This is a genomic window from Nonomuraea sp. NPDC050547 (genome assembly GCF_044457345.1).
Lineage (GTDB): Bacteria > Actinomycetota > Actinomycetes > Streptosporangiales > Streptosporangiaceae > Nonomuraea.
Window position 1 is genome coordinate 189,317 of the sequence record NZ_JBITGW010000010.1, and the last position, 22,177, is coordinate 211,493.

General features: G+C 72.9%; 20 protein-coding genes. 5 read left to right on the plus strand and 15 right to left on the minus strand.

The genetic code is table 11. The annotated features are described in order from the left end of the window. Positions 1–173: 173 nt before the first annotated feature. Positions 174–497 (plus strand): hypothetical protein, encoded by a 324-nt coding sequence (locus tag ACIBHY_RS25610; RefSeq protein ID WP_397251148.1) that lies wholly within the window; start codon positions 174–176, stop codon positions 495–497. 37 nt (positions 498–534) lie between these two features. Here the strand turns inward: ACIBHY_RS25610 and ACIBHY_RS25615 are convergent, their stop codons facing one another. Beyond that, positions 535–1,137 carry a DUF998 domain-containing protein gene (locus tag ACIBHY_RS25615; RefSeq protein ID WP_397307897.1) on the minus strand — a complete coding sequence of 201 codons (603 nt, stop codon included), beginning with the start codon at positions 1,135–1,137 and terminating at the stop codon, positions 535–537. A 110-nt stretch (positions 1,138–1,247) separates the two neighbouring features. Between ACIBHY_RS25615 and ACIBHY_RS25620 the strand changes: the two genes are divergently transcribed. Beyond that, positions 1,248–2,009, plus strand: coding sequence for an SDR family NAD(P)-dependent oxidoreductase (locus ACIBHY_RS25620; RefSeq protein ID WP_397307898.1), 762 nt, complete (start codon positions 1,248–1,250; stop codon positions 2,007–2,009). A 6-nt stretch (positions 2,010–2,015) separates the two neighbouring features. On the opposite strand, the gene ACIBHY_RS25625 is transcribed toward ACIBHY_RS25620, so the two are convergent. The 3 genes from ACIBHY_RS25625 to ACIBHY_RS25635 all read right to left on the minus strand — a co-directional run bounded on the left by ACIBHY_RS25625 (position 2,016) and on the right by ACIBHY_RS25635 (position 5,631). Further along, the gene (locus tag ACIBHY_RS25625; protein WP_397307899.1) at positions 2,016–3,239 is read right to left on the minus strand and encodes an MFS transporter; all 1,224 of its coding nucleotides are present in this window, start codon (positions 3,237–3,239) and stop codon (positions 2,016–2,018) included. After that, entirely contained in the window at positions 3,236–4,414 is a 1,179-nt protein-coding gene (locus ACIBHY_RS25630) for a cytochrome P450 (protein ID WP_397251140.1), read from the minus strand. Before ACIBHY_RS25630 ends, ACIBHY_RS25625 begins: the two co-directional genes overlap by 4 nt. A 110-nt stretch (positions 4,415–4,524) precedes the next feature. Next, positions 4,525–5,631, minus strand: coding sequence for a hypothetical protein (locus ACIBHY_RS25635; RefSeq protein ID WP_397307900.1), 1,107 nt, complete (start codon positions 5,629–5,631; stop codon positions 4,525–4,527). Positions 5,632–5,714: 83 nt separating this feature from the next. Here ACIBHY_RS25635 and ACIBHY_RS25640 point away from each other — a divergent pair, with 83 nt between their 5' ends. Both ACIBHY_RS25640 and ACIBHY_RS25645 read left to right on the plus strand, forming a co-directional pair. Beyond that, complete coding sequence (locus tag ACIBHY_RS25640) at positions 5,715–6,113, plus strand: hypothetical protein (protein WP_397307901.1); 399 nt, start codon at positions 5,715–5,717, stop codon at positions 6,111–6,113. A 149-nt stretch (positions 6,114–6,262) separates the two neighbouring features. Next, positions 6,263–6,787 (plus strand): choice-of-anchor D domain-containing protein, encoded by a 525-nt coding sequence (locus ACIBHY_RS25645; RefSeq protein WP_397251134.1) that lies wholly within the window; start codon positions 6,263–6,265, stop codon positions 6,785–6,787. A gap of 156 nt (positions 6,788–6,943) precedes the next feature. Here ACIBHY_RS25645 and ACIBHY_RS25650 read toward each other — a convergent pair whose 3' ends face one another. The 9 genes from ACIBHY_RS25650 to ACIBHY_RS25690 are packed head-to-tail and all read right to left on the minus strand — an operon-like array spanning position 6,944 to position 18,334. After that, entirely contained in the window at positions 6,944–8,854 is a 1,911-nt protein-coding gene (locus ACIBHY_RS25650) for a S9 family peptidase (RefSeq protein ID WP_397251132.1), read from the minus strand. After that, complete coding sequence (locus tag ACIBHY_RS25655; RefSeq protein ID WP_397307902.1) at positions 8,851–10,251, minus strand: serine hydrolase domain-containing protein; 1,401 nt, start codon at positions 10,249–10,251, stop codon at positions 8,851–8,853. Before ACIBHY_RS25655 ends, ACIBHY_RS25650 begins: the two co-directional genes overlap by 4 nt. Next, positions 10,227–11,228 carry an ABC transporter ATP-binding protein gene (locus ACIBHY_RS25660; RefSeq protein WP_397307904.1) on the minus strand — a complete coding sequence of 334 codons (1,002 nt, stop codon included), beginning with the start codon at positions 11,226–11,228 and terminating at the stop codon, positions 10,227–10,229. Before ACIBHY_RS25660 ends, ACIBHY_RS25655 begins: the two co-directional genes overlap by 25 nt. Continuing rightward, complete coding sequence (locus ACIBHY_RS25665; protein ID WP_397251126.1) at positions 11,225–12,169, minus strand: ABC transporter ATP-binding protein; 945 nt, start codon at positions 12,167–12,169, stop codon at positions 11,225–11,227. The genes ACIBHY_RS25660 and ACIBHY_RS25665 overlap by 4 nt, the downstream gene beginning before the upstream one ends. Next, positions 12,169–13,047, minus strand: a complete 879-nt coding sequence (locus tag ACIBHY_RS25670; RefSeq protein WP_397307905.1) for an ABC transporter permease — start codon at positions 13,045–13,047, stop codon at positions 12,169–12,171. Before ACIBHY_RS25670 ends, ACIBHY_RS25665 begins: the two co-directional genes overlap by 1 nt. Further along, complete coding sequence (locus ACIBHY_RS25675) at positions 13,044–14,012, minus strand: ABC transporter permease (protein WP_397251122.1); 969 nt, start codon at positions 14,010–14,012, stop codon at positions 13,044–13,046. Before ACIBHY_RS25675 ends, ACIBHY_RS25670 begins: the two co-directional genes overlap by 4 nt. Then, positions 14,009–15,658 carry an ABC transporter substrate-binding protein gene (locus ACIBHY_RS25680; protein WP_397251120.1) on the minus strand — a complete coding sequence of 550 codons (1,650 nt, stop codon included), beginning with the start codon at positions 15,656–15,658 and terminating at the stop codon, positions 14,009–14,011. The genes ACIBHY_RS25675 and ACIBHY_RS25680 overlap by 4 nt, the downstream gene beginning before the upstream one ends. A 44-nt stretch (positions 15,659–15,702) precedes the next feature. Next, a complete protein-coding gene (locus tag ACIBHY_RS25685; RefSeq protein WP_397251118.1) occupies positions 15,703–17,274 on the minus strand; it encodes a hydantoinase/oxoprolinase N-terminal domain-containing protein in 1,572 nt (523 codons plus the stop codon). Then, complete coding sequence (locus tag ACIBHY_RS25690) at positions 17,264–18,334, minus strand: DUF917 domain-containing protein (protein WP_397251116.1); 1,071 nt, start codon at positions 18,332–18,334, stop codon at positions 17,264–17,266. Before ACIBHY_RS25690 ends, ACIBHY_RS25685 begins: the two co-directional genes overlap by 11 nt. Before the next feature lie 73 nt (positions 18,335–18,407). Between ACIBHY_RS25690 and ACIBHY_RS25695 the strand changes: the two genes are divergently transcribed. Next, complete coding sequence (locus ACIBHY_RS25695; protein WP_397251114.1) at positions 18,408–19,889, plus strand: helix-turn-helix domain-containing protein; 1,482 nt, start codon at positions 18,408–18,410, stop codon at positions 19,887–19,889. Positions 19,890–19,942: 53 nt separating this feature from the next. Here the strand turns inward: ACIBHY_RS25695 and ACIBHY_RS25700 are convergent, their stop codons facing one another. Together ACIBHY_RS25700 and ACIBHY_RS25705 are read right to left on the minus strand one after the other, a co-directional pair. After that, a complete protein-coding gene (locus ACIBHY_RS25700; RefSeq protein WP_397307906.1) occupies positions 19,943–21,439 on the minus strand; it encodes an amidohydrolase in 1,497 nt (498 codons plus the stop codon). Continuing rightward, on the minus strand, positions 21,436–22,044 hold the full coding sequence (locus tag ACIBHY_RS25705; RefSeq protein WP_397251110.1) for an FMN-binding negative transcriptional regulator: 609 nt from the start codon (positions 22,042–22,044) through the stop codon (positions 21,436–21,438). The genes ACIBHY_RS25700 and ACIBHY_RS25705 overlap by 4 nt, the downstream gene beginning before the upstream one ends. Positions 22,045–22,177: the final 133 nt, after the last annotated feature.

A 22,177-nucleotide genomic window follows, 5' to 3' on the forward strand; every position in this document is an offset into this window, starting at 1 on the left:
CTGGCCGGGGGTGTCGAAACCCGAGAGTAGACACCGTCCGTGAACGCCCGGTGTCCCATTCTGGTCGAGGTCGTGCCGAGGCGCCGGTGCATCCGGAAAATCCTCTATTGCATAGGAAAGTTTCCTATTTAATACTGCGATCAAGCACCATCCCCCTGGTACATGGAGGTTCCATGCTCCGTCGTCTCGCCGTGCTCGCCTCCGCAGCGCTTCTCGCCCTGTCCGCCGCCCCCGCCCAGGCCCACGCCACCGCCGTCGTCGAGGACGTCTTCAGCCCGCTGACCCTTGGCGGGTACTGCGCCGCCCAGGTCAACCCCACCTCGGGCATCGGCTTCTACAACGGCTGGCTGAACTGCTACCGCTTCGGCACGCCGGGCCTGGTCTTCACGGGGGCGGGCAACCCGAGCCAGGCCTGCGTGTACTTCCACCCGACGTGGAACTTCATCGGCTACTCCCAGGGGGTGAGCCAGGCGCTGCTCTGCAGGTACTCGGTCTGACCCCCGGAGCCCCGCCGTGCCGGTGGCGCGGCGGGGCTCACCGGGCCTCGCGCAGGAAGCGCAGGCCGGTGGCGGCGATCCAGGACCACGACAGCACCACGGCCAGCGCGAAGGCCACGTTGACCAGGGCGGAGGAGTTGCCGGAGGCGATGCCGGCGAAGGCGGCGAGGAACAGCACGCCGGTCAGCGCGGAGAAGAGGGCCCAGCCGGTCCGGCGTTCGGCGGCGTGGCGGCGGGCGTGGAGCAGGCAGGCGGCGATCATGCACAGGAAGCCGACGCCGCCCGCGACGAAGTGCAGCATGCCGTGCCAGGTGATGGCGGCGGGCGGGCCGTCGGGGGTGCCGGCGGGGAAGCCGAGCGCGGGGTCGGCGGCGAACGCTCCGGCGCCGATGAGGCCGAGGCCGTAGGCGCGGATGAGCCAGGGGGCCCAGGGCCGCTCGAGCGCGTACGAGAAGGCGATGACGAGCACCCCCGTGATCACGAAGTTGGCGATCTGGATCCAGCCGAGGTCGCCGTTGCTCAGCAGGCTGGCGGCGTGGCGGGTGAGGTCGAACGGCTCGCGGGTGAGGGCCTGGGCCAGGGAGACCAGGACGTAGAGGGGACCGGCCAGGACGCCGCACATCAGAAGGGTTCTGTTCATGTCCCCGAGCATTTCGCCGACAAAAACTTTTGTCAAGACAATTCTTGTTGTCGGGGTTCCGGACGGCTAGGGTGTCGTCAAACGATCTTCTACAGCGGATGGGCGGGCACATGGACAGGTTGAAGGGGCGGCGGGCCATCGTCACCGGCGGCGCCAACGGCATCGGGCGGGCCATCGCCGTGGCCTTCGCCCGCGAGGGCTGCGAGGTGTTCCTCACCGCCCTGCGCGACGAGGACGCGGCCCGTGACACCCTCGCCGAGCTGCGCGGGTACGGCGTGCGGGCGCACTACATGCTGCTGGACGGCGCCGACCCCGACGGCGTCCGGAAGCTGATGGAGGCGGCGGGCCGCGCGCTGGGGGTCGCCGACGTCCTGGTGAACAACGCCGCCACGATGACCAGGACCGGGTTCCTGGACCTCACGCCGGAGGAGTACGAGCGGGTGATGGCGGTCAACCTGCGCTTCCCGTTCTTCGCCACCCAGGCCTTCGCCGCGCGGCTGCGCGAGGAGGGCGCACCGGGCAGCGTCATCAACATCAGCTCGATCAGCGCCTTCAAGGCGGTCAGCGCGATGGCCCACTACCAGTCCAGCAAGGCCGGGCTGTCGATGCTGACGCGCAGCACCGCGTACGAGCTGGCGCGGTACGGCATCCGGGTCAACACGATCTCTCCCGGCCTGACCGCCACCAAGGCCAACTCCCCGCAGTGGCGTGACGACCCCGACCTGTGGCACGAGCGCAGCAAGGACATCCCGCTGGGCCGGCCAGGACGCCCGGCCGACTTCGCCGGCGCCGCCGTCTTCCTGGCCTCGGACGAGTCGTCCTGGATGACCGGCGCCGACCTGGTCCTGGACGGCGGCGACGCGGCCGTGTGAGCCGTCTCAGGCGGCCGACGGCGCGCCGCTCGCCCGCCGCAGCGGCGACAGGATCAGCCACAGCGTCGAGGCGACCGCGCCCAGGACGCCGATCAGGATGGTGGGCCGCACGCCCAGCCACGTGCCCAGCGCGCCGCCCAGCAGCCCGCCGGCCGGGGCCATGGCGAAGGCCAGGAACCGGTTGGCCGCCTGCACCCGGCCGAGCAGATGATCCGGGCAGGCGCTCTGGCGGTAGCTGACCTGGACGATGTTGTAGAGCGTCCCGCCGTACCCGCAGGCGAACCAGCCGCAGACGAACAGCGCGACCCCCCAGCCGCGCGAGGACAGCGCCATCAGCACGCCGAGCGGCTCGGTGAGCAGCAGCGACAGCACGATCGTGCGGGTGGGGCCGAACGCGCGCGTCCACCGCTTGACGGTCACGGCCGCGAGCACCCCGCCCGCGCCGGACGCGGCGGCCACCAGACCGGTCATCACCGGCGAAAGCCCCAGCTCGCGCGTCAGGAACAGCACCAGCAGCGCGGCGACCATCGACATGAACAGGTTGACGCTGCCGGTGCAGAAGCCGATCGCGCGCAGCGCCGGGTCGCGCAGCAGGAAGCGCAGCCCCTCGCCGATGTCGGCCGGCGTCCCCCGCTTGCTCGCCCCCGCCGGCGCGGGGTCGGGCGTGCGGATACGGCGCAGCAGCCCGGCCGAGGCCAGGAACGTCACCGCGGTGACCGACACCGTGGCGGCCGCGCCGGCCAGCCCGGCGATCAGGCCGCCGAGGCTGGGCCCGGTCACCACCGCGACGGAGTAGCTGGCCTGCAGCTTGGCGTTGGCCTCGATGAGCCGCTCGCGCTCGACCAGTGCCGGCACGTACGCCAGATGGGCCACGTCGAAGAAGATCGTCCCGATGCTCACCAGCAGGGCGACGGCCAGAAGCTGCCAGACGGTGAGCACCCCGGCGGCGTACCCGAGGGGGATCGACAGGAGCAGCAGCGCCCGCGTGACGTCGGCGGTGAGCAGGACGCGCCGGCGTCGCATCCGGTCCACCCACGCGCCCGCGGGCAGCCCGAACAGCAGCGCGCCGACCGTGCCCGCGGCGTTGAGCAGCCCCATCTCCAGGGGCGTGGCCGCCAGCGCGGTGACCGCCACCAGCGGGACGGCGATCGCGCCGGCGCGGCTGCCGAGCTGGCTGACGGTGTTCGCCGACCACAGCCGCACGAAGTCGGCGTGCCGCCAGAGGCTCACCACCGCACCGGCAGCCGCACCGGTCCGATCGTGATCGCCGTGGTCAGCCACTCGACCTCCTCCTCCGGTACGGCCAGCCGCAGACCGGGACAGCCGCGCACGAGCGCCCGCACCGCCTCCTGCAGTTCCATCCGCACCAGCGAGGCGGCCAGGCAGTGGTGCAGCCCCGGCCCGAACGTCAGGTGCGCGCTGCCCTCGCGCTCCACGTCGATCTGATCGGGATCGGGGAAGGCGCCGGGGTCGCGGTTGGCCGAGGCGAAGGAGACGAGCACCGCCTCGCCCTCGCGGATGGTCCGCCCGCCGATCTCGACGTCCTCGGTGGCGATCCTGGCGATGCCGAGACCGGGGCTGATGACCAGGTAGCGCAGCAGTTCCTCGACCGCCCCCGGGATCGCCCCGGGCCGTTCGACCAGGCTCCGGTAGAGGCCGGGCTCGGTCAGCAGCGTGTAGGCCATGTTGCCGACCTGCTTGGCCACGTTGTCCTGGCCGGTGGTCAGCGAGCTGCCGAGGAAGGTGACCAGCTCCTGCTCGCTGAGCCGCCGCTCGCTGTCGCGGGCGTGCACGAGCGCGCTCAGCAGGTCGTCCCTCGGTACGGCGCGCCGCCGCTCGACCAGTTCCAGCAGGTATTGGGCGAACTCGCCCAGGACGCGCTCGACCTCCTCGGCGGTGTAGGCGGTGGTGGTCACCACGACCTCCGCCCAGCCGCCGAACCGGTCGCGCTCGCCGTACGGGACGCCGAGCATGTCGCAGATCGTCATCAGCGCCAGCGGCGCGCCGAAGTCCCGCATGAGGTCGGCGGGTGGGCGCAGGTCGCGCAGGAGCGTCTCGGCGCGGGCGGTCACCGAGGGCCTCAGCTCCTCGATCCGCCGCAGGGAGAACGCCTTGGAGACCAGGCGGCGCATCCGGGTGTGCTCGGGGGCGTCCATCATCGCCATGGAGCCGGCCCCACCGGGCAGGGGCGTCATGCGCGGCACGTCGGCGCCGGCCGCCCGCGCCCGGCTGAAGCGGGGGTCGGAGATGATCGCGCGCACGTCCTCGTAGCGGGTCGCGAGCCAGCCTTCGCGGCCGTAGGGCATCCGGACCCGCGAGAGCGGCTCGCTTTCGCGCAACTGCGCGAAACGGGGGTGCAGGCGCAGCAGGTCGGGTGGGCCGAAGGGGTAGGAGCCTGCCGTCATGCGTGATCTCCAGGGGTGACGATGAGCGGTCGCTCCCCAGCGGCCCGAGGAGCGTCCCGCCGTTGCGCTACTTGCCGGGCTTGACCGTGCCGGTGGTCATGATCTTGAATTCAGCGGTCACGATGTGACGCATGGGATTCACCTCCTTCTGCTGCGAGTGTCCGTGCGTGGCCGAGGGCTTCGGCCACGACGTCCTCGGTGAGCACGGGGGTCTCGACGAGCAGGCAGCTGCCGAGCGGGGTGGTGGCCACGTCGCCGCCCGGCCCGCGGTGGACGGTGGCCCTCATCGCGCGGCTCGGCACGGTGTCCAGCGGGAAGCCGTACCGCACCCGCGCGACCCCCGCCCGGCCGGGCCGCCTGCGCGCCTTCTCGGCCTTGGCCGGTGGTCCCAGTTCGTCCAGGGTCGCGCGCCAGCGCGGCGAGAGGGGTGACCAGGGGCCGGTCTTCTTGATGAGCGCGCGCAGCTCGGGGGCGAGCGCGAGCGCCTCGGCGTGCTCGCGGACCACGCTCACCAGCGCGTCGCCCAGGCGTCGCTCGGCGAGGCCGGCGAGCACGGAAAAGTCGAGGAGGTCCTTAATTCGGAATTTGCGCTGGAACCTTTCCTCGGCCACGGCGAACAGCCCGCATAAATCATCGTGTTCAGGTGGAACGGCCCTTACCGGAACTCCCTTCAGGTCGCCGGTGAACGCACAGGTGGAGACGTCGGCGCCCATCGGTTTGTCGAGATGTGGCTCCTCGGCCGGCCACTTCATGGCCACGCAGATATGCCGTCCGAATTCTCCGTCCATGACACTGACACCCTGCGGGAGGGCGCCGTAACGCGCCGACAGGTCCAGGACGCAGCGCCACAGCGCCTCCTCGTCGGGCGCGACCAGGTCGGCGTCCCCGGATTGGCGCAGCATCCATCCGGGCATGTGAACGGCGATCCTGCGCCCTTTGAGCACGGTCAGCCCGTGCGCCGCCGCCTGCTCCTCACCCACTCTGGCCAGCTCGGCGACCCGGCGGCGGGCCCGTTCCAGATAGGCCGTCGCCGCGCCGGTGAGCTCGATGTCCCGGGCCTGCGCCGAGGACAACCAGGTCGCCAATATCCCCGCCTTCGCGGCCATATGCGCCACCCGCCATGCCGGATATGCGGGCGGCGCGCCGAGGATTCTGTCTATGGTGTCAAAATCCATCATCACCGATAAGAAACCCGATACTAACAAGATCAACTCCATGAGTAAACATTCGTTCTGGAGCAGGTCATGAAACAGGTTTCACCCCTGCCCGTCCCGGCCATGTTGGTGTCACGAGCGAACCCATGCCCCCGGCGCCCGTGATCGGCGCGGTGGTCGCCGTCGGCGTCGTCGCCGCGCTGCTCCTCGGCACCGGCGCCCTCCTGATCGCGGGCGGCCTGCCGCGCAGCGCCGTACTGCCGGGGGCCTTCGGCCTCCTCGGCGCGGCGATCGCGCGCGGGCTGTGGCCGGGATGGCGTGGCCCCCGCGTCCTGGCCGCCTTCTTCGGCGCCTTCGTCGTCCTCTACGGGGGCACCACGCTGGCCGACGCGCTGACGGGCACGGGCGCGCCGCCCGCCGTGCTCGCGGGCGCGTCCGTCATGGCGCTGGCCGGCGCCGCCGTCATCGTCCTGCTCTTCGTGCCGCCGTCGTCGCGCGCGTGGTTCGCCCGCCACCGCGAAGCGCGTCCCCGGCGGAATGAGTAGGGCCTACTCATTCGCGGGCCCCGGCGAAAAGCGAGAATGCGATCGAGGCGCGGCCGGGCAAACCTGCGGACGTCGCGCCGCCGACGACGGAAAACTGAATCCGCCGGATTCGTGGCGACGTTCGGAGGGGCATCATGTCGACCCGAGGTGTGGCGATCGCCGCGGCATTGATCGCCGCCGCGGCGACGATCACCGGCGCACTGATCACGTCCCGTCAGGTGCCGCTGCCCTGGGCCTCCGGCGACGGGGGAAGCTCGGAAACGCAACGCGAAACGATTCGGGAGAGCGTTCCAGGCGGTCCGAAAAAAGCCCCTGGAATCGCCGTGACTCCGAAATCCCTGACCTTTTCCTGCGAGGGCGGCGACTGCGCGCAGGAAGTGCGCGTGCTGAGCACGGGAACGGCCACGCTGAAAATCGCCGGCATCGAGTTCGAGGGCGACAACCCCGGCGATTTCCAGCACGACAACGCCTGCGCCGGCCAGGCTCTCGACGCCGATGACGAGTGCACGCTCAAGGTGTGGTTCGCTCCGGCGAGCACCGGATCGAGCGGCTCGGCGACCCTGGTGATCCACCAGAACCTCAAGGGTGACGCCACCTACGTCATGGTCAGCGGACAGGGCACCCAGCAGCCCACCGACGAGCCCACACCGGAGTCGAGCCAACCGGCCGAATGACCGGGGCGGCACCTCGCGAGCGGGCTGACGCGGGGGGTCGCGGGGGAGGCGGTGCCGGGCGGGCGGTCGGCCTCATCGGCGTGCGCGCCCGGCCCGGCTGAGCTCGGCGAACGAGAACGGACGCACCTGGCGTACGTCTCCGCCGGGCCTGAAGGGTCAGTGGACGTGGGTGGTGAGCCAGCGGACGATCTGGCGGCTGTAGTCGACCCGGTTCGAGGGGCGGCCGTCGACCAGGAACTGGTGGGACTCGTCCGGGTAGAGGACCATTTCGGTGGGGACGCCGAGTGTGCGCAGCGCCGTGAACCATTCCTCCGACTGGCCCACCGGGCAGCGGTCGTCGTTGATCGCGTGCACGAGCAGGGTCGGGGTGCGCACGTGCCGTACGCGCTCGATGGGCGACTGCGCCCGCAGGAGCTCGCCCCCGGAGTAGACGTCGCCGCCGAACTCCAGCGCGGCGAAGACGTGGCTGTCGTCGGAGCTGCCGGACATGCTGAGCAGGTTCGTCACCGGCCCGCCGGCCACGGCGGCGGCGAAGCGGTCGGTACGCGTGGTCAGGTGGCAGGTGGTGAAGCCGCCGTAGCTGTAGCCGCAGATCGTCAGCCGGTCGGGGTCGGCCACGCCCTCGTCGACCAACTGCTCCACGGGGTCGAGGAAGTCGCGTTCGTCGCCTCGGCCCCAGTGGCCGACGCTGGCGGCGTAGAAGTCCTCGCCGTAGCCGTCGCTGGCGCGCGGGTTGAGCAGGAGTACGGTCCAGCCCTGGGCGGCCAGCAGCTGGTGGTAGGGGTGGGCGGGTTCGAGGTGGGGCGCCCAGGCCAGGTGCGGGCCGCCGTGCGCGTCCAGCAGGAGCGGTCCCGCGCCGGTGGCGCCGGGCTCGCGCAGGATCCAGCCGTGGACGGTGCTCCCGTCGCCGATCGTGAACTCCCGCTCCTGCGGCTGGATGAACTCCACGTCCGGCAGCGCGCTCGCGGTGTGCGCGGTCAGCTCGCGCACCTGCCCGGTCTCCAGGTCGGCCAGCGCGATCTCGCCGTGGGAGCGCGTGGTGACGGTGACGACCGCGGTCACGTCGCCGGGTGAGGTGCTCAGCCCGGAGACGCTGCCGGTCAGGACCGGCTCAGGACGTCCGCCGTCCGCGGGCACCCGGTACAGCAGGGTGCTGCCGCGCTCGCGGGCGCAGAAGAGCACGTGCGCGCCGTCGCGGGTGAAGCGCGGGGCGCCGCCCGGCCACTCCGGGCCGCCCGGCATCACGTTGCGATCCAGGTCCCGGGTCAGGTCGACGGGCGGGCCGCCGTCCAGGGGGAGCTTCACCAGCCGCGTGTGCCCGATGCGCACCTCGGGCAGGCCGACCGCCAGCAGCGCGGAGCCGTCCGGGTACCAGTGGACGCCGCCGAACCAGCCCTTCTCGTCGCCGACCGGCCGCGGCCGCCCGCCGTCGAGGTCCACCACGTACGGCGCCGCCGTCAGCGTCAGGTCGGCGTTGTCCCCGGCCCCCGAGGTGTAGGCCAGCCGGGTCCCGTCCGGTGACCAGGCGGGCTCGCCGGCGTCCCAGTCGCCGGAGGTGACCTGGCGCACCTCGCCGGTGCCCACGTCGAGAACGTGCACCTGGCGGCGGACGGTGGCGCGCAGCCCGGCGCCGTCGGCCTTGTAGCCGAGCCGGTCGATGACCATGGGGCCGCCCGGCCAGGATTCGGCCACGCGTACCGCCGCGGAGAAGGCGATCCGTTCGCCGTCCGGGCTCCAGCGGGGCGCTCCGGCGCCGAGCGGCAGGTCGGTGAGCCGCTCCGGCTCGCCGCCGTCGAGGCGCAGCGTGAACAGCTGCCCCTCGCGCAGGAACGCCAGCCGGGAGCCGTCCGGCGACCAGGCCGGCGCGCCGTCGGACGGGCCGTGGGTCAGCCGGCGCGGCCCCGCCGTACCGGCGGTCTCGACGATCCACAGCGCGCGCACGTTGCGGTCGGGCTCGCGCTCGGCGGTGCGCAGCGCGTAGACGACGCGCGAGCCGTCGGGGGACAGGGCGGGGGAGCTGGGGATCGCGAAGTCCCACAGGTCGTCGAGCGTCAGGCGGCGCTTCACGCGGTACCTCCTTGGTAGAGAAAGACACGGCCGGCGATGCGGAGCCCGAGCAGCTCGCCGGTGGGTTCGCGCAGGAACGCGAGGGGCTCGTCGCGCCACGGGCCGTCCAGGAGCGCGAACTCGTCGGCCTCGACCCGGCCCGCGCCCATCTCCAGCGGCCGGTCGTAGTGGACGGTCGTCACCCGCAGGCCCAGGGTGCCCGGCCGGACGGTGACCTCGACGCGCGAGGACATGTCCTGCCGCTCGGGGGTGCTGTAGGCGCCCGCGTAGGGGGCGAGATCCTGCTCACCGGTGTCCCGGAAGACCTTCCGGTCCGGCTTGCCGATCCCGGCCAGCTCGGCCAGGAGCGCGTCGCCAATCTCCCGGTAGGCCAGCTGCCCGTCGTCGGCGTTGGTGAGCACCACCACCGCGAGGCCGGCCTCGGGCACGAAACGGCAGACGGTCGCGGTGCCGTGCAGGCTGCCCTCGTGGTAGACGGCGCTCACCCGCGTCGCACCGCGCGGCAGGTAGTCGAGGTGCCAGCCGAGCCCGGTCGCGGCCTGTCCCGCCCGCACGGGCACCGGGTCGGAGATCATCGCCGCGCGTGTCTCCGGAGACAGCGGCCCGGCCACGTCCAGCTCGCCCAGCCACCAGCGCATCCAGAGCAGCTGGTCGCCGGCCGTGGAGATCAGGCCGCCGGAGGGGTTGACGCCGCGGGGCAGCAGCCACGCGTCCTGGACCGGGTGCGGGGCGCCGTCGTCCTCGCGGGTGTGGCCGGCGGCGGCGGGCTGGGAGACCACGCGTTCGGCGAAGAAGGTCGAGCCGGTCATGCCGAGCGGCGTCAGGACGCGGTCCTCGACGAACGACTCGTAGCTCTGCCCGCTCACCACCTCGACCAGCCGCCCGGCCACGTCCAGGCCGGTGTTGCAGTAGGAGAAGGTCGTGCCGGGCGGCAGGAACTGCGGCAGCGCGGAGAAGGCGGCCACCTGCGCGGCCAGCGCGCCGTCCCCCCGGTCGGTGACGAACTCGGGCTCGTCGCCCAGCCAGCCCGTCAGATGGGTGAGCAGGTGCCGCACCGTCGCCGACGCGGTGGCGGACCCGTCGGCGACGCGGAAACCGGGCAGGTAGCGGCGTACCGGCTGATCCAGGTCGACGGCGCCGGCCTCGGCCAGCGCCAGGACCGCCGTGGCGGTGAACGGCTTGGTCATCGAGGCGACCGGGATCCGCGTCTGCGGCAGGAACGGCTGCTCGGGGTCGGTCCTGGCCAGGCCGTACGCGCCGGTCCAGTGCCGCCCGCCGTGCGCGATCGCGACCGAGCAGCCGGGAACCCGGTGGCGGGCCAGCGCGGACACCACGATCTCGTCGACGTCGGCGGCGAGGACGGAAGGCGGGTTCATCGGGGACGGGACGGGGCGCACTGCTCCTCCTCGGTCGGTACGGCAGGCGGCAGGTTCACCGGGCACGCGGCACGATGCGCGCCGGAGACCACGGCCAGGGCCGGATCGTCGCGGCGGCACTCCTCCCGCGCGAGCGGGCAGCGCGGATGGAAGCGGCACCCGGCGGGGATGGCGGCCGGGTCCGGCGGCTCACCGGCCTTGATGGGGATCGGGCGGCGTTCCTCGCCCGCACGGGGGACGGCGGCGACCAGCGCGCGCGTGTAGGGGTGGACCGGGTTGGCGATGACCTCGGCCGCGGGTCCTTCCTCGACGATGCGGCCCAGGTACATGACCGCGATCCGGTCGGCGTGCGCGGCTGTGGTGGACAGGTCGTGCGTGATCATCAGGATGCCCAGGCCGGCGGCCCGCAGCTCGTCGAACAACGCCAGCACGCCGGCGCGTACCGACACGTCGAGCATCGAGACGGGCTCGTCGGCGACGAGCAGGTCGGGCTCCAGGACCAGGGCGGCGGCGATGGCCGCCCGCTGCCGCTGGCCGCCGGACAGCTCGTGCGGGAAGCGGTCGGCGAAGGCGGCGGCCGGTGACAGGCCGGCGCGTTCGAGGGCGGCCAGGACCAGGTCGCGGCGCTCGGCGCGGGTGCCGACGCCGTGGACGGCCAGCGGCTCGGCCACCGAGCGGCCGATGCGGAAGCGCGGATCCAGCGACTCGTAGGGGTCCTGGAAGACGACCTGCATGCGGCGGCGCACCGGCTTGAGCCGGCGCCTGCTCAGGCCGGTGATGTCCTGGCCGGCGAACCTGACCGTGCCCGCGGTGGGATCGGCCATCCGCAGCACCGACTGGGCGGTGGTCGTCTTGCCCGACCCGGACTCGCCCACCAGGGCCAGCAGTTCCCCGGGCCCGACGGTGAAGGAGACGCCGTCCACCGCGCGCACCACCCGGCGCGGCCGTCCGCGCAGGCGGAAGTGCGTGGCCAGGCCGTCGACTTCGAGCAGGCTCATGCCGTACCTCCGGCGATCGATGCGGCGAGATGGCAGGCGCTGGACTGTCGCGCGCCGAGCGGGACCAGCCGCGGCGCCTGGGTGCGGCAGCGGTCCTCGGCGTGCTCGCAGCGCGGCGCGAACGCGCAGCCCGGCCACTCCTCGTCCAGGCGCGGGGGCGCTCCGGCGATGGCGCCGCCGGAGAACAGCGCGCGGCTGTAGGGGTGGCCGGGGCGCAGGTGCAGGTCGCCGATGTCGGCGTTCTCGGCCACCCGGCCCGCGTACATGACCGCGGCCCGCCCGCACACGCGGCCGACCACGGGCAGGTCGTGGGTGACCAGGACGACCGCCAGCCCCAGCTCCGTGCGCAGCCGGTCCAGCAGGTCGAGCACCTGGGCCTGCACGATCACGTCCAGGGCGGTGGTGGGCTCGTCGGCGAGCAGCACCTTCGGCTCACAGGCCAGCGCCATCGCGATGGCCGCGCGCTGGCGCATGCCGCCGGAGAACTCGTGCGGGTAGCGGCTCGCCTTGTCGGGGTGGATGCCGACGAGTTCCAGCAGCTCGCGTACGCGGAGCGTGGCCTGCTTGCCCTCGGCCACACGATGCAGGCGCATCGGCTCGGCGATCTGGGCGCCGACGGTGGCGACCGGGCTGAAGGCGTTCATGGCGCCCTGGAAGACCATGGCCAGGTCGGTCCAGCGGTGCCGGCGTACGCTCGCCTCGCCCCTGGCCAGGATGTTCTCGCCGTTGAGCAGGACCTGCCCGGCGACCGTGGCCGACGGCGGCAGCAGTCCCATCATGGCCAGGATCGCGGTCGTCTTGCCGCAGCCCGACTCGCCGACCAGGCCCAGGCCCTCGCCCGCGCCGACCGTGACGTCCAGGCCGCGCAGCGCGTGCACCCTGCCCCGGGGCAGGTCGAACCAGACGTGCAGGTCGCGGACCTCCAGCAGCGGAGCGGACATCAGCGCTCACCTCCCGACGGAACCGGAGCCAGGCGGAAGGTCCGCACCGACAGGTGCCCGGCGCGCAGCCGGGGGTTGAGGTGGTCCTCCAGCGCCCGGCCGATCAGCGTGCACGCCAGGATCAGGCAGCCGACCGCCAGACCGGGCGGCACGATCGCCCACCAGGCGTCGCGGGAGACGGCCTGCCCGGCGAAGGCGTTCTGGATGAGCCGCCCCCAGGACAGGGCCGACGGGTCGCCGAGGCCGAGGAAGGCGATGGCCGTCTCGACCAGGATGGCGTTGCCCACCGCGAAGATCGCCAGCGTCAGCAGCAGCGGCACGACGTGCGGGAGCACGTGGGTCGCCACGATCCGCAGGTTCCCCGCGCCGATGGTCAGCGCCCGTTTCACGTACGCGCGTTCGCGCACGCTCAGCGCCTCCGCGCGCACCACCCGCGCCAGCCGGGGCCACGACAGCAGCCCGATGATGGCCACGACGCCGGTCATGCTGCGCCCCCACACCGCCGCGACGATCAGCAGCAGCGGGATGTCGGGGATCACCAGCATGTAGTCGGTCAGCCGCATCAGCACGGCGTCGGTGCGCCCGCCCGCGTACCCCGCGGCCAGGCCGATCGCGCCGCCGACCACGACGGCGATGAGCGCGGCGGCGAACCCGACCAGCAGCGACGTGCGGGCGCCCCACAGCAGGAGCGTCACCATGTCGACGCCGGCGTCGTCCAGGCCGAGCGGATGCGCCGCCGAGGGCGGCTGGTAGACCGCGCCGACCTTCTCGTGGCTCGCGTAGGGCGCGATCCACGGGGCGAGCACGGCCAGGACGACGATCGCGGCGAGCATGGCCGCCCCGAGCGCGCCGCCCGGATACCTGCGCAGCACGTTCATGTCCTGATCCTCGGATCGAGCTTGAGATAGAGCAGGTCGGCCAGCAGGTTCGCGACCACGATCGCCGCCGTCAGGAGCAGGAACCCGCCCTGGAGCACGGCGTAGTCGCGGTTCTGGACCGCCTGGTAGAGGGCCAGCCCGATGCCCGGATAGGAGAACACGGTCTCCACCAGCAACGACCCGGCCACGATGTAGCCGAACGTGAGGAAGATCAGCGTGGTGATCGGCAGCAGCGAGTTCGGCAGCGCGTAGCGGCGCACGATCCGCCAGCTCGTCAGGCCCTTGGCGCGCGCGGTGAGGATGTAGTCCTCGCCGAGCGACCCGACCAGCGCCGAGCGCGCGATCAGCGCCCACGAGCCGCACCACGCCAGCCCGATCGCCAGCGACGGCAGCGCCAGGTGCTCCAGCCGGTCGCCCAGCACCTGCCACCACGACGGATCGCTGAAGCGCAGGTACGGGTCGGAGATGCCGCCGGTCGGCAGCGCGCCGCCGAACAGCAGCAGCAACATCAGCCCGATCCACTGGATGGGCAGCACCGACAGGAACATCGAGGCCGACAGCGGCGCCCAGTCGGCCGCCGTGCCCCGCCGCCAGGCGGCGACGACTCCGATGACCAGGCCGAGCGCGAGCCCGAAGGCCAGCCCCAGCCCCACCATCGGCAGCGTGTTGGCCAGCGGCCCCGCCAGCTCGTCCCACACCGGCCGCCGCGTCTGGAAGGAGTGGCCGAGGTCCCCGCGCAGCAGCGCGGAGACGTACAGCCAGAACTGCTCCAGCAGCGGCCGGTCCAGGCCGAGCTCCGCGCGCAGGTAGTCGCGGAACTCGGCGCTGCAGGTCCGGCACATCTGGTACTGCGTGGCCGCGTCGCCCGGCGCGGCCCGGAAGAGCACGAAGTTGATCACAGCCGCCGCCGCGACGGTGGCGAGGGCCGAGGCGAGGCGCCGGACCAGGTAACCGCCCCGGTTCATGACACGCGGTGGATCTGGGTCCAGAGACCCGGTCCGAAGCGCTGGGTCTCGATGCCGGCCCAGTCCTGGCGTACGACGTGCACGGTCTCGGCGTGGTAGAGCGGCAGGACGGCCCGCGTGTCGCGCAGGAGCGTCTTCTGCAGCGTGCCGACGGCCGCGGTCCGCTCGGCCGGGTCGAGCATGCCGCGCTGCTTGGTGAGCAGCGTGTCGTAGTCCTTGTCACAGAATCCGGCGAAGTTGACGCTGCCCCAGCTGTCGCAGCTGTAGACCCTCAGCGTGCCGCCCGGATCGGGGGAGAGCGTCCAGTAGGAGTAGGCCAGGTCGAAGTCCAGGTACTTGCCGTCGGGCTTGGTGACCGCGGCCGTGTAGTCGGCGGCGATGTCCGGCTTCAGCTCGATGCCGACCTCCGCCAGGTTCTTCTGCAGGATCTCGGCCACGCGGCTGATCTCCTTCCAGACCACGACGGAGTAGGACATGCGGTCGCCGGCCGGGGTCACGCGGATGCCGTCGGCGCCGCGCTTGTAGCCGAGACCGTCGAGGATGCCGTTGGCCTTGGCCGGGTCGTGCGGGTCGGCCTGCAGGTCCTTGGGGATCCACTCGTCCTGGAAGGGGGCCAGGACGCTGCGGCCGGGCCTGCCGTACCCGTTGAGCACGACCTCGACGAGCTCGGCGCGGTCGAGCGCGAGGGACATCGCCTCGCGGACCTGGACCTGCTTCAGCTCGGGGTTGTCCCGCTTCTTGGGGTTGGTGTTGACGTTGAGCATGGCGACCTCCTGGGAGGGGGAGGCGGCCACCTTCAGGCCCGCGGCGCCCTTGACCGAGGCGGCCACCGCGGAGCCGCCGCCGTAGCCCCAGGCGACGGTCCCGGCGCGCAGGGCCTGGGCCAGGCCCTCGTCGTTCTGGAAGACCTGCAGGCCGACGGCGCCGACCTTCGGCGGGGTGCCGAAGTAGCCCTTGTTGGGCTCGAAGATCGTGGTGCCGTCGCCGGCGAACTCGGTCACCGTGAACGGCCCGCCCGAGACCGCGGGGAGCTTGTCCTCGGGGCGGAAGGCCAGGATCTTCGAGCCGTCGCCCCCCGCGTGCGGCTCGTAGACGTGCTTGGGCAGCACGTGGAAGTTGGCCAGCAGGGTCAGCACGCTCTCGGGCATCGCCTCGGCGTAGGTGACGACCAAGGTCTTGTCGTCGGTGGCCTTGACGCTCTTCACCCCTTCGAGGGCGAAGGAGACCAGACCGGCTGCGTCACTGGCGTGCTTCAGCTCGAAGTTCGCCGTCCATGCGGCGTCGTGCGCGGTGAGGGGCTTGCCGTCGGACCAGGTGCCGGGCTGCAGGTGGAAGGTGTAGACGCGGCCGCCCTCGGAGACGTCCCACTTGCTCGCCCATGACGGCTCCAGCTTGGTGCCGTTGAGCTGGACGAGCGCGGGATAGATCAGCTGCCGGGCGATCCACGAACCGTAGAGGTTGTCGGCCAGGGGGTTGAGCGAGGTCATCCGGCCCAGTGAGGCGGTGACGCCGACGCTCAGGATGCCGCTGGTGGCGGGGGATGACGCCGCGGGCTTGGTGTCCGCGCCGCACCCGGTGGCCACCGCGGCCAGCACTGTTACGGCACACCACACCTGAGCCGCACGCCGGCGACGAGATTTGGACATGGCATTCCTTTCCGATCCCTAAAGCTCGATCCCTAAAGTCCGGTTCACAACCAGCCCAGCCGGCCCGCGGCCTTGACGTTGACGCGGACCGCCGGCTCGTGCAGGTACGACAGGGGTGTCTCGGTGATCTCGACCACCTGCACCGTGGCGGGGTCGGCCCCCGCCTGGACGGCCCGGTGGACCGCCTTCTCACTTGCCTCTTCGATGGCCTGCTTACGGCCTTCGCCGGCCGGGGCCAGCGTTTCCCACCGGCCGCTGACCAGGGCGATGGCCGCGCCCACGGCATTGGCCACGTCGGCGTTGTCGGGACGCAGCACCTTGGCGGCGCCGGTCACGACGTCCGGCACGAGGAACGCGCCCCCGCCGACCGCGACGACGGGCCGGTCGCGCCGGCCCAGCGACATCTGGTCCACCGCGTCGCTGATGACCGCGTCGGCCACCCGCAGCGCGGAGTCCAGCAGGGCCCGGGTACGCGCCGGGGGCCGGAGCCCGTCGCCCAGCGCGACCCGGCCCGCCAGGGATCCGGCGTCGCTCAGCGTCGGTGTGCCTCCGCCGAAGGACAGTCCTTCGGAGGTGATGCGGAAGCCGACCGAGACCGGCCCGACGACCGGCTCCTCGGGGGTGCCGCCGACGATGGTGCCGCCGCCGACGGCCACGCTGAGGATGTCCGGCATGCGGAAGTTGGTGCGCACGCCGCCGATGTCGGTGGCGAACGACGACTCGCGGGGGAAGCCGCGTACCAGCACGCCGAGGTCGGTGGAGGTGCCGCCGACGTCGACCACGATGGCCTCGTCCACCCCGGACAGGAACGCCGCGCCCCTGATCGAGTTGGCCGGGCCGGAACCGATGGTCAGCACCGGGTAGCGGGAGGCGTACTCCAGGGCCATCAGCGTGCCGTCGTTCTGGGCGAAGAAGGCCGCCGCGTCCAGGCCGCGCTCGGCGAGCACCGCGTCCAGGGCCCGGGTCACCTCGCCCGCCGCGCGGTAGAGCGCGGCGTTCAGCACGGTCGCGTTCTCCCGCTCCAGCAGGCCGAGCGAGCCGATCTCGTGGCTGAGCGACAGCGCCACGTCGGCGCCGAGCTCCTCGCGGACGATCTCGGCGACGTGCTGCTCCTGCTCGCCGGAGGCCGGGCTGAAGATGCCGGTGACCGCCACCGCCTCCGTCCGGTCCGCCACCGATCCCAGGAAGCGGCGGATGCCGTCGCGGTCGAGCGGGGCGATCGGCCAGCCGTCGACGAAGTGGCCGCCGCCCAGCATCACCGACCCCGCCTCGACCGCCTCGCGCAGATCCGCCGGCCAGGTCGTCAGCGGCGCCACGGCGGTGGCGGCGGGCGCCCCGAGACGGATCACCGCCACCCGGCTCAGCCCCCGGCGCTGCAGGACGGCGTTGGTGGCGTGGGTGGTGCCGAGCATGATCCGGCCCACCTGCCGCTCGCGCTCGCCGAGCTCGCCGAGCACCACCGCCAGCGCGCTGCGGATGCCGTCGGTGACGTCCCGCGTGGTCGGCTGCTTGGTCCTGGCCACGATGGCGTCCGACCGGTCGAGCACGACGGCGTCGGTGTTCGTGCCGCCGACGTCGATGCCGATCTTCAGATCGCGCTTGGGATCAGCCGACATGCACGTGCTCCTCAACAGGTCTGTAGTCGATGTGGTAGCCGAAGGCGCGCGGGCCCACGACGGCCATGCCCCCCGGGGTACGCCAGAGCGGGTCGCAGGCCCAGGCCAGGACGCTGACCCGCTGGCCGTAGCGCAGCGTCTCGGTCGAGACCGCCTCGGCGGTCTGGGTGTCGACCACGGTGATCAGGTCGGGGACGCTGGCCAGCACCTCGCCGGACTCGAAGACGACGAGGTTCTCGTTCTGGATCTCGATGCGCACCATGCGGCCCGCGTACGAGCCGGTGCCGTCGACGACGACGGCGCCGCGGACGAAGCCGCCGCCGGTGTTCCGCTCGACCTCGACGATCTTGCCGTCGAGCAGGCGGCGGGCGGCCAGCCGTTCGGTGAGGGCGGCGACCGGGTCGGCCTGGCCGATGGTGGCGCGCCCGATGTCGAGCGCGGCCGAGACGCTGCCCTCGATGACCGCGCCCCTGGCCTGGGCCCCGGACATCAGGTAGTTGGCCATCATCGTGCTCGCGCCGCTGGCCACGCACAGCGCCCTGGCCTGCCGTTCGGACCAGATCGCGTCGATCGGGCGCAGCGCGGCCACGTTGCCGACGACGTCGGCCAGGATCACCAGGTCGGAGGTCAGGCCCGCCACGTGCATGGAGACCATCTGAAGTTCGGGGAAGGCGCGGCCCATGCCGTCGGCGTCGAGCATCGGCAGGCCGAGTTGCGCCGCCCAGGCGAGCGGCTCGACGCCGTTGCTGCCGCCGATCTCGCCGGCCATGATCGCGGAGATCGGGCGCCCGGCGATGCGCTCGACCTCCTCGCGCAGCCGCTTGGGCTGTTCGGCGCTGGCGAGCATCTCGTGCCCGACGGTCGGGGCGCCGATGCTGGACATCGGGACGATGAGCGCGTCGTCGTCGAGGTCGGCCAGCGGTACCAGCGGGACGGGGCCGTGCTCGCGCAGCGCCTGCAGGGCGCTGGGGATGGCGGTCTCCACCGAGCCGCCGCCACCGGTCCCCAAGACGGCGCAGCCACGCGCCAGCGCTGGAAGGTCACTCTCGGTCAGCTGCATGGGACGAGTATGGCCACCGGCCCCTCCGCATCCCATATGGCGCAATCACAAGGTTCCGCCCTAATCTGTGGCCATGCCACAGACGATCGCCGAGATGTTGCGCCGCCAGTCAAGGTTCGGGCTCACGCTGATCGCCGGGCCCGCGGCGGAGGTGCCCATCCGGCACGTCGCGGGCGCCGACACGCTGGCCGCCATCGAGCGGGTTCCGGCCGACAGCCTGATCGTGGTCCTGGGCGCGGAGTCCATCTCCGGGTACGAGATCGACGTGGCGATCCGGCAGGCGACCTCGCGGGGGCTGACCGGGCTGGTGTTCGCGGCGCCGATGCGGCTGCCGATCACCGCCACGCGGCTGGCCGACCGGGCGCAGCTGCCCGTGCTCGCCCCGGACAGGGCCCGCGACGGGGCCGGGCTCCTGCTGGACATCGACCGCTTCGTCAGGGGCGGCGCGTCGGACGCGCTCGCGCGCGCGGAGAGCGCCATCCGGCTCGCGCAGCAGGCGGCGGAGGAGGGCGGCGCCGAGGCGGTGCGGACGCTGCTCGGCCACGCGGCGGAGGCGCTGGGCTGCCGGGTGCGCCTGGACGAGACCATGCCGGTCGGCGAGTCCGATCCGGGCGCGGTCGTGGTGGGCAGGCAGGCGGTCGCCCGCGTGGTGGCCGATCTGGACGACGACGCGACCAGGGTCGCCCTCCCGGCGATCGCCGCGCTCGTCTCACGGCTGCGGCAGCGTGAACTCAACCGCCGCTTCGCGCCCGCGCTCACCCGCGCCGGGCTGATCGTGCAGATCGTGCTGTGCGACCGGGCCCAGCTGCCGCAGCTGGTGGAGCAGGCCTTCCAGCTCGACCTTCCGGTGGAGCAGACGCACGTGGCCGCCTGGCTCAAGCTCGAGGACGCCGCCGCCCGCGGCGAGGCGTCGCTGGACCGGGCCCGTCAGCTGCTCGACGAGGCGGAGCTGTCGGCGCTGCAGGTGCTCCACTCCAAGCCGGGCGACTGGCACGTGGCCACGCTCGGCGGCGACCTGGTGGTCGTCTGCACCGGGCCGGCCGGGACCGATCTGCACCGCCGGGCGCGAGCCGAGGTGCAGCGGCTGATCGAGGCGCTGACCGGGCGGGGCGACGTCGTCATCACCGGCGGGATCGGCACCCCGCAGGCGGGGCCCGACGGGCTGCGGCAGTCGGCCGCGGAGGCGCGTGTGGCGGCGGACTCGGCGCGAGCGGCGGGCCGTCACGGAACGCTGGCCGAGACCGACGCCACCGGCCTGCGCAGGATCCTGGCGGGGCTGTCGTCCTCGCCGCTGAGCCGTGACCTGCTGGCCGAGATGCTGGGCCCGCTGGACGCCATGGGGGCGGCGCGGGCCAAGGTCGGCGTCACGACGCTGTCGGCCTACCTGGACGCGCAGAGCTCGCCCACACGCACCGCCGAGACGCTGCACCTGCACCCGAACGCGGTCGCCTACCGGATCCGGTGGATCACCGAGGCGCTCGGCGCCGACCTGGCCGACCCGGACACCCGCTTCGCCCTGCAACTGGCGTGCCGGGTCCGGCTGCTCAACGCCTAGAAGGCCCGTGACGGCGGGCGTACGCCGTCACGGGCCGTGGTTGCCCGGCAAGGTCAGACGGCCTCACGCCAGGTCCATCGGCCGCCGAGCATCGTCGCGGCCACGGGCATGGCGCGCAGGTCCGTGCCCGAGGCGGTGAACGGGTCGGCGCCCGTCACCACGAGGTCGGCCTCGTCGCCCGCCTCCAGGCTCGCCCGGCCGGTCCTGGTCGAGGCCGCGATGGCCGCCTCGATCGGGATCGCCTGCTCGGGGTGCCAGGGCTGCCTGCCGTCCCGGCCGCGGTCCACCGCCGCGGCCATCGTGATCCACGGGTCCAGCGGCGAGACCGGCGCGTCCGAGCCCAGCGCGAGCCGCGCACCGGCGGCCAGCAGCGCGCCGAACGCGAACGCCCGGCCGGTGCGCCCGGCCCAGATGCGGTCGGCCACGTCGCGATCGTCCATGGCGTGCTCGGGCTGCACGCTGGCCACCACGCCCAGCGCGGCGAACCGGCCGAGGTCGGCGTCGTCCAGGAGCTGCGCGTGCTCGATCGCCCCCTGCGCGCCCACCCGCTCGAAGGCGTCGAGCGCCAGGTTGTTGGCCCAGTCGCCGATCGCGTGCACCGCCGGACGCAGCCCGGCCGCCCACGCCTTCTCCATCATCGGCACCAGCTCGTCCGGCGGCACGAGCAGCATGCCGTGCGGGTGCGCGCCGTTCTCAAGACCGGGGTAGGGGTCGTGGCAGTAGGCGGTGCGGGTGTTGAGCGAACCATCGGTGATCACCTTGAACGGGCCCATCTCGACCAGGCCGCCGGTCCCGTCGATCACCTCCCCGGTACGCAGCCCGCGCGCCACCGCCTCCTCCAGCAACGCCGGCCAGACCCCGCACACCACGCGCAGCGCCCGGTTGCCCGCCCGCACCCGCCGCGTCCAGGCGTCCAGCCGCCAGGGCGCCTCCAGCTCGACCACGCCGACGACGCCACGGGCCGCCGCCTCGGCGGTGGCCACCTCGGCCCAGCCGTCCAGCAGGGGAGCGGGGACGTTGGTGATGTCCTGCTGGATGGCCTGCCACTCCGACTCGCGCAGGATCCCGGTCGGATGCTCCGACCAGCCGTAACGCTCCGCGGCCGCCGAGTTGATCCAGCAGCAGTGCAGGTCGCCGCTCATCAGGATCACGGGCACGTGCGCCGCCTCCGGCGCGGCGGCGTCCAGGAGGTCGCGGTGCGGCGGGTCCGGCCAGAGGGCGTCGCGGAAGCCGTAGCCCACCAGGGGCAGACCGGGCTCCGGCGGCCGGGTGCGCAGGCGCTCCGCCACGAGGGCGACCGCCTCGGCGGCCGAGCCCGCGCCCGACAGGTCCAGCCGCTGCCTGGCCATGATCCACTGGTCGAAGTGCACGTGGTGGTCCCACAGCCCCGGCAGCACGGTACGGCCGGCCAGTTCCACCACCTCCCAGCCGGGCTCGGCCGGGAGGCGCTCGGCGATGGTCGCGACGCGTCCTCCGGAGACGAGCACGTCGCGAAGAGGGCCGGTGGGGCCGGTCCGCGCGCCGCGCAGCAGGGTCGTCGTGGTGGTCATCGAGTCTCCTCCAGGGTCCAGACCTCGCGCATCTCGCGCGCGAGCGCGGGATTGGCGTATGAGGGGTCCGCGTCGAGCGCGCGGATGATGTTGTGTGCGATCTCCGGTGACTTGTCCTGGCTGAGCTTCGCCTTGCCCTCGACGCGTTCGGCCCGCAGCCGGAATCCCGCGACGCCGGGCGCGATCCTGCGCGCGTAGGACTCGTCCATCCGGTACGGCTCGGGCAGCACGTGCTCGAACCGGTCCACCGTGTCCACCAGGACCTGGAAGGTCTCCTCCGGGCTCAGGACCTCGGGGCGGCCGTAGAGGTGGACGGCCAGGTAGTTCCAGGTGGGCACGGCCGGGCCGGTGCCGTACCAGCCGGGGGAGATGTAGCCGTTGGGGCCCGCGACGATCAGCAGCGCCTCGCGTTCGCCGAGCCGGTGCAGCTCGTCGTCGGGGCGGCCGAGATGGCTCACCACCGACAATCCGGGGCCGTCCTCCAGCAGGACGGGCAGGTGAGAGGCGGTCAGACCGTCGCTGACCAGCGTCGCCCACGGGTTCTCGCGGATCAGCGCGCGGATGCGGGTGTGGTCGTCGAGCAGGTAGTCAGGGTTGTGGCGCACGGCACGACTATCGCCGCCCGTGCCACCCCAGGCCAAGGTGACGCGGCGACAAGGCGGCGGGTTCGTTTGTGGCCGGAGCACAAGGGACCGCTGCCGCACGAACGGCCGGGCGGAAATGGTGCGTGGCGACGAA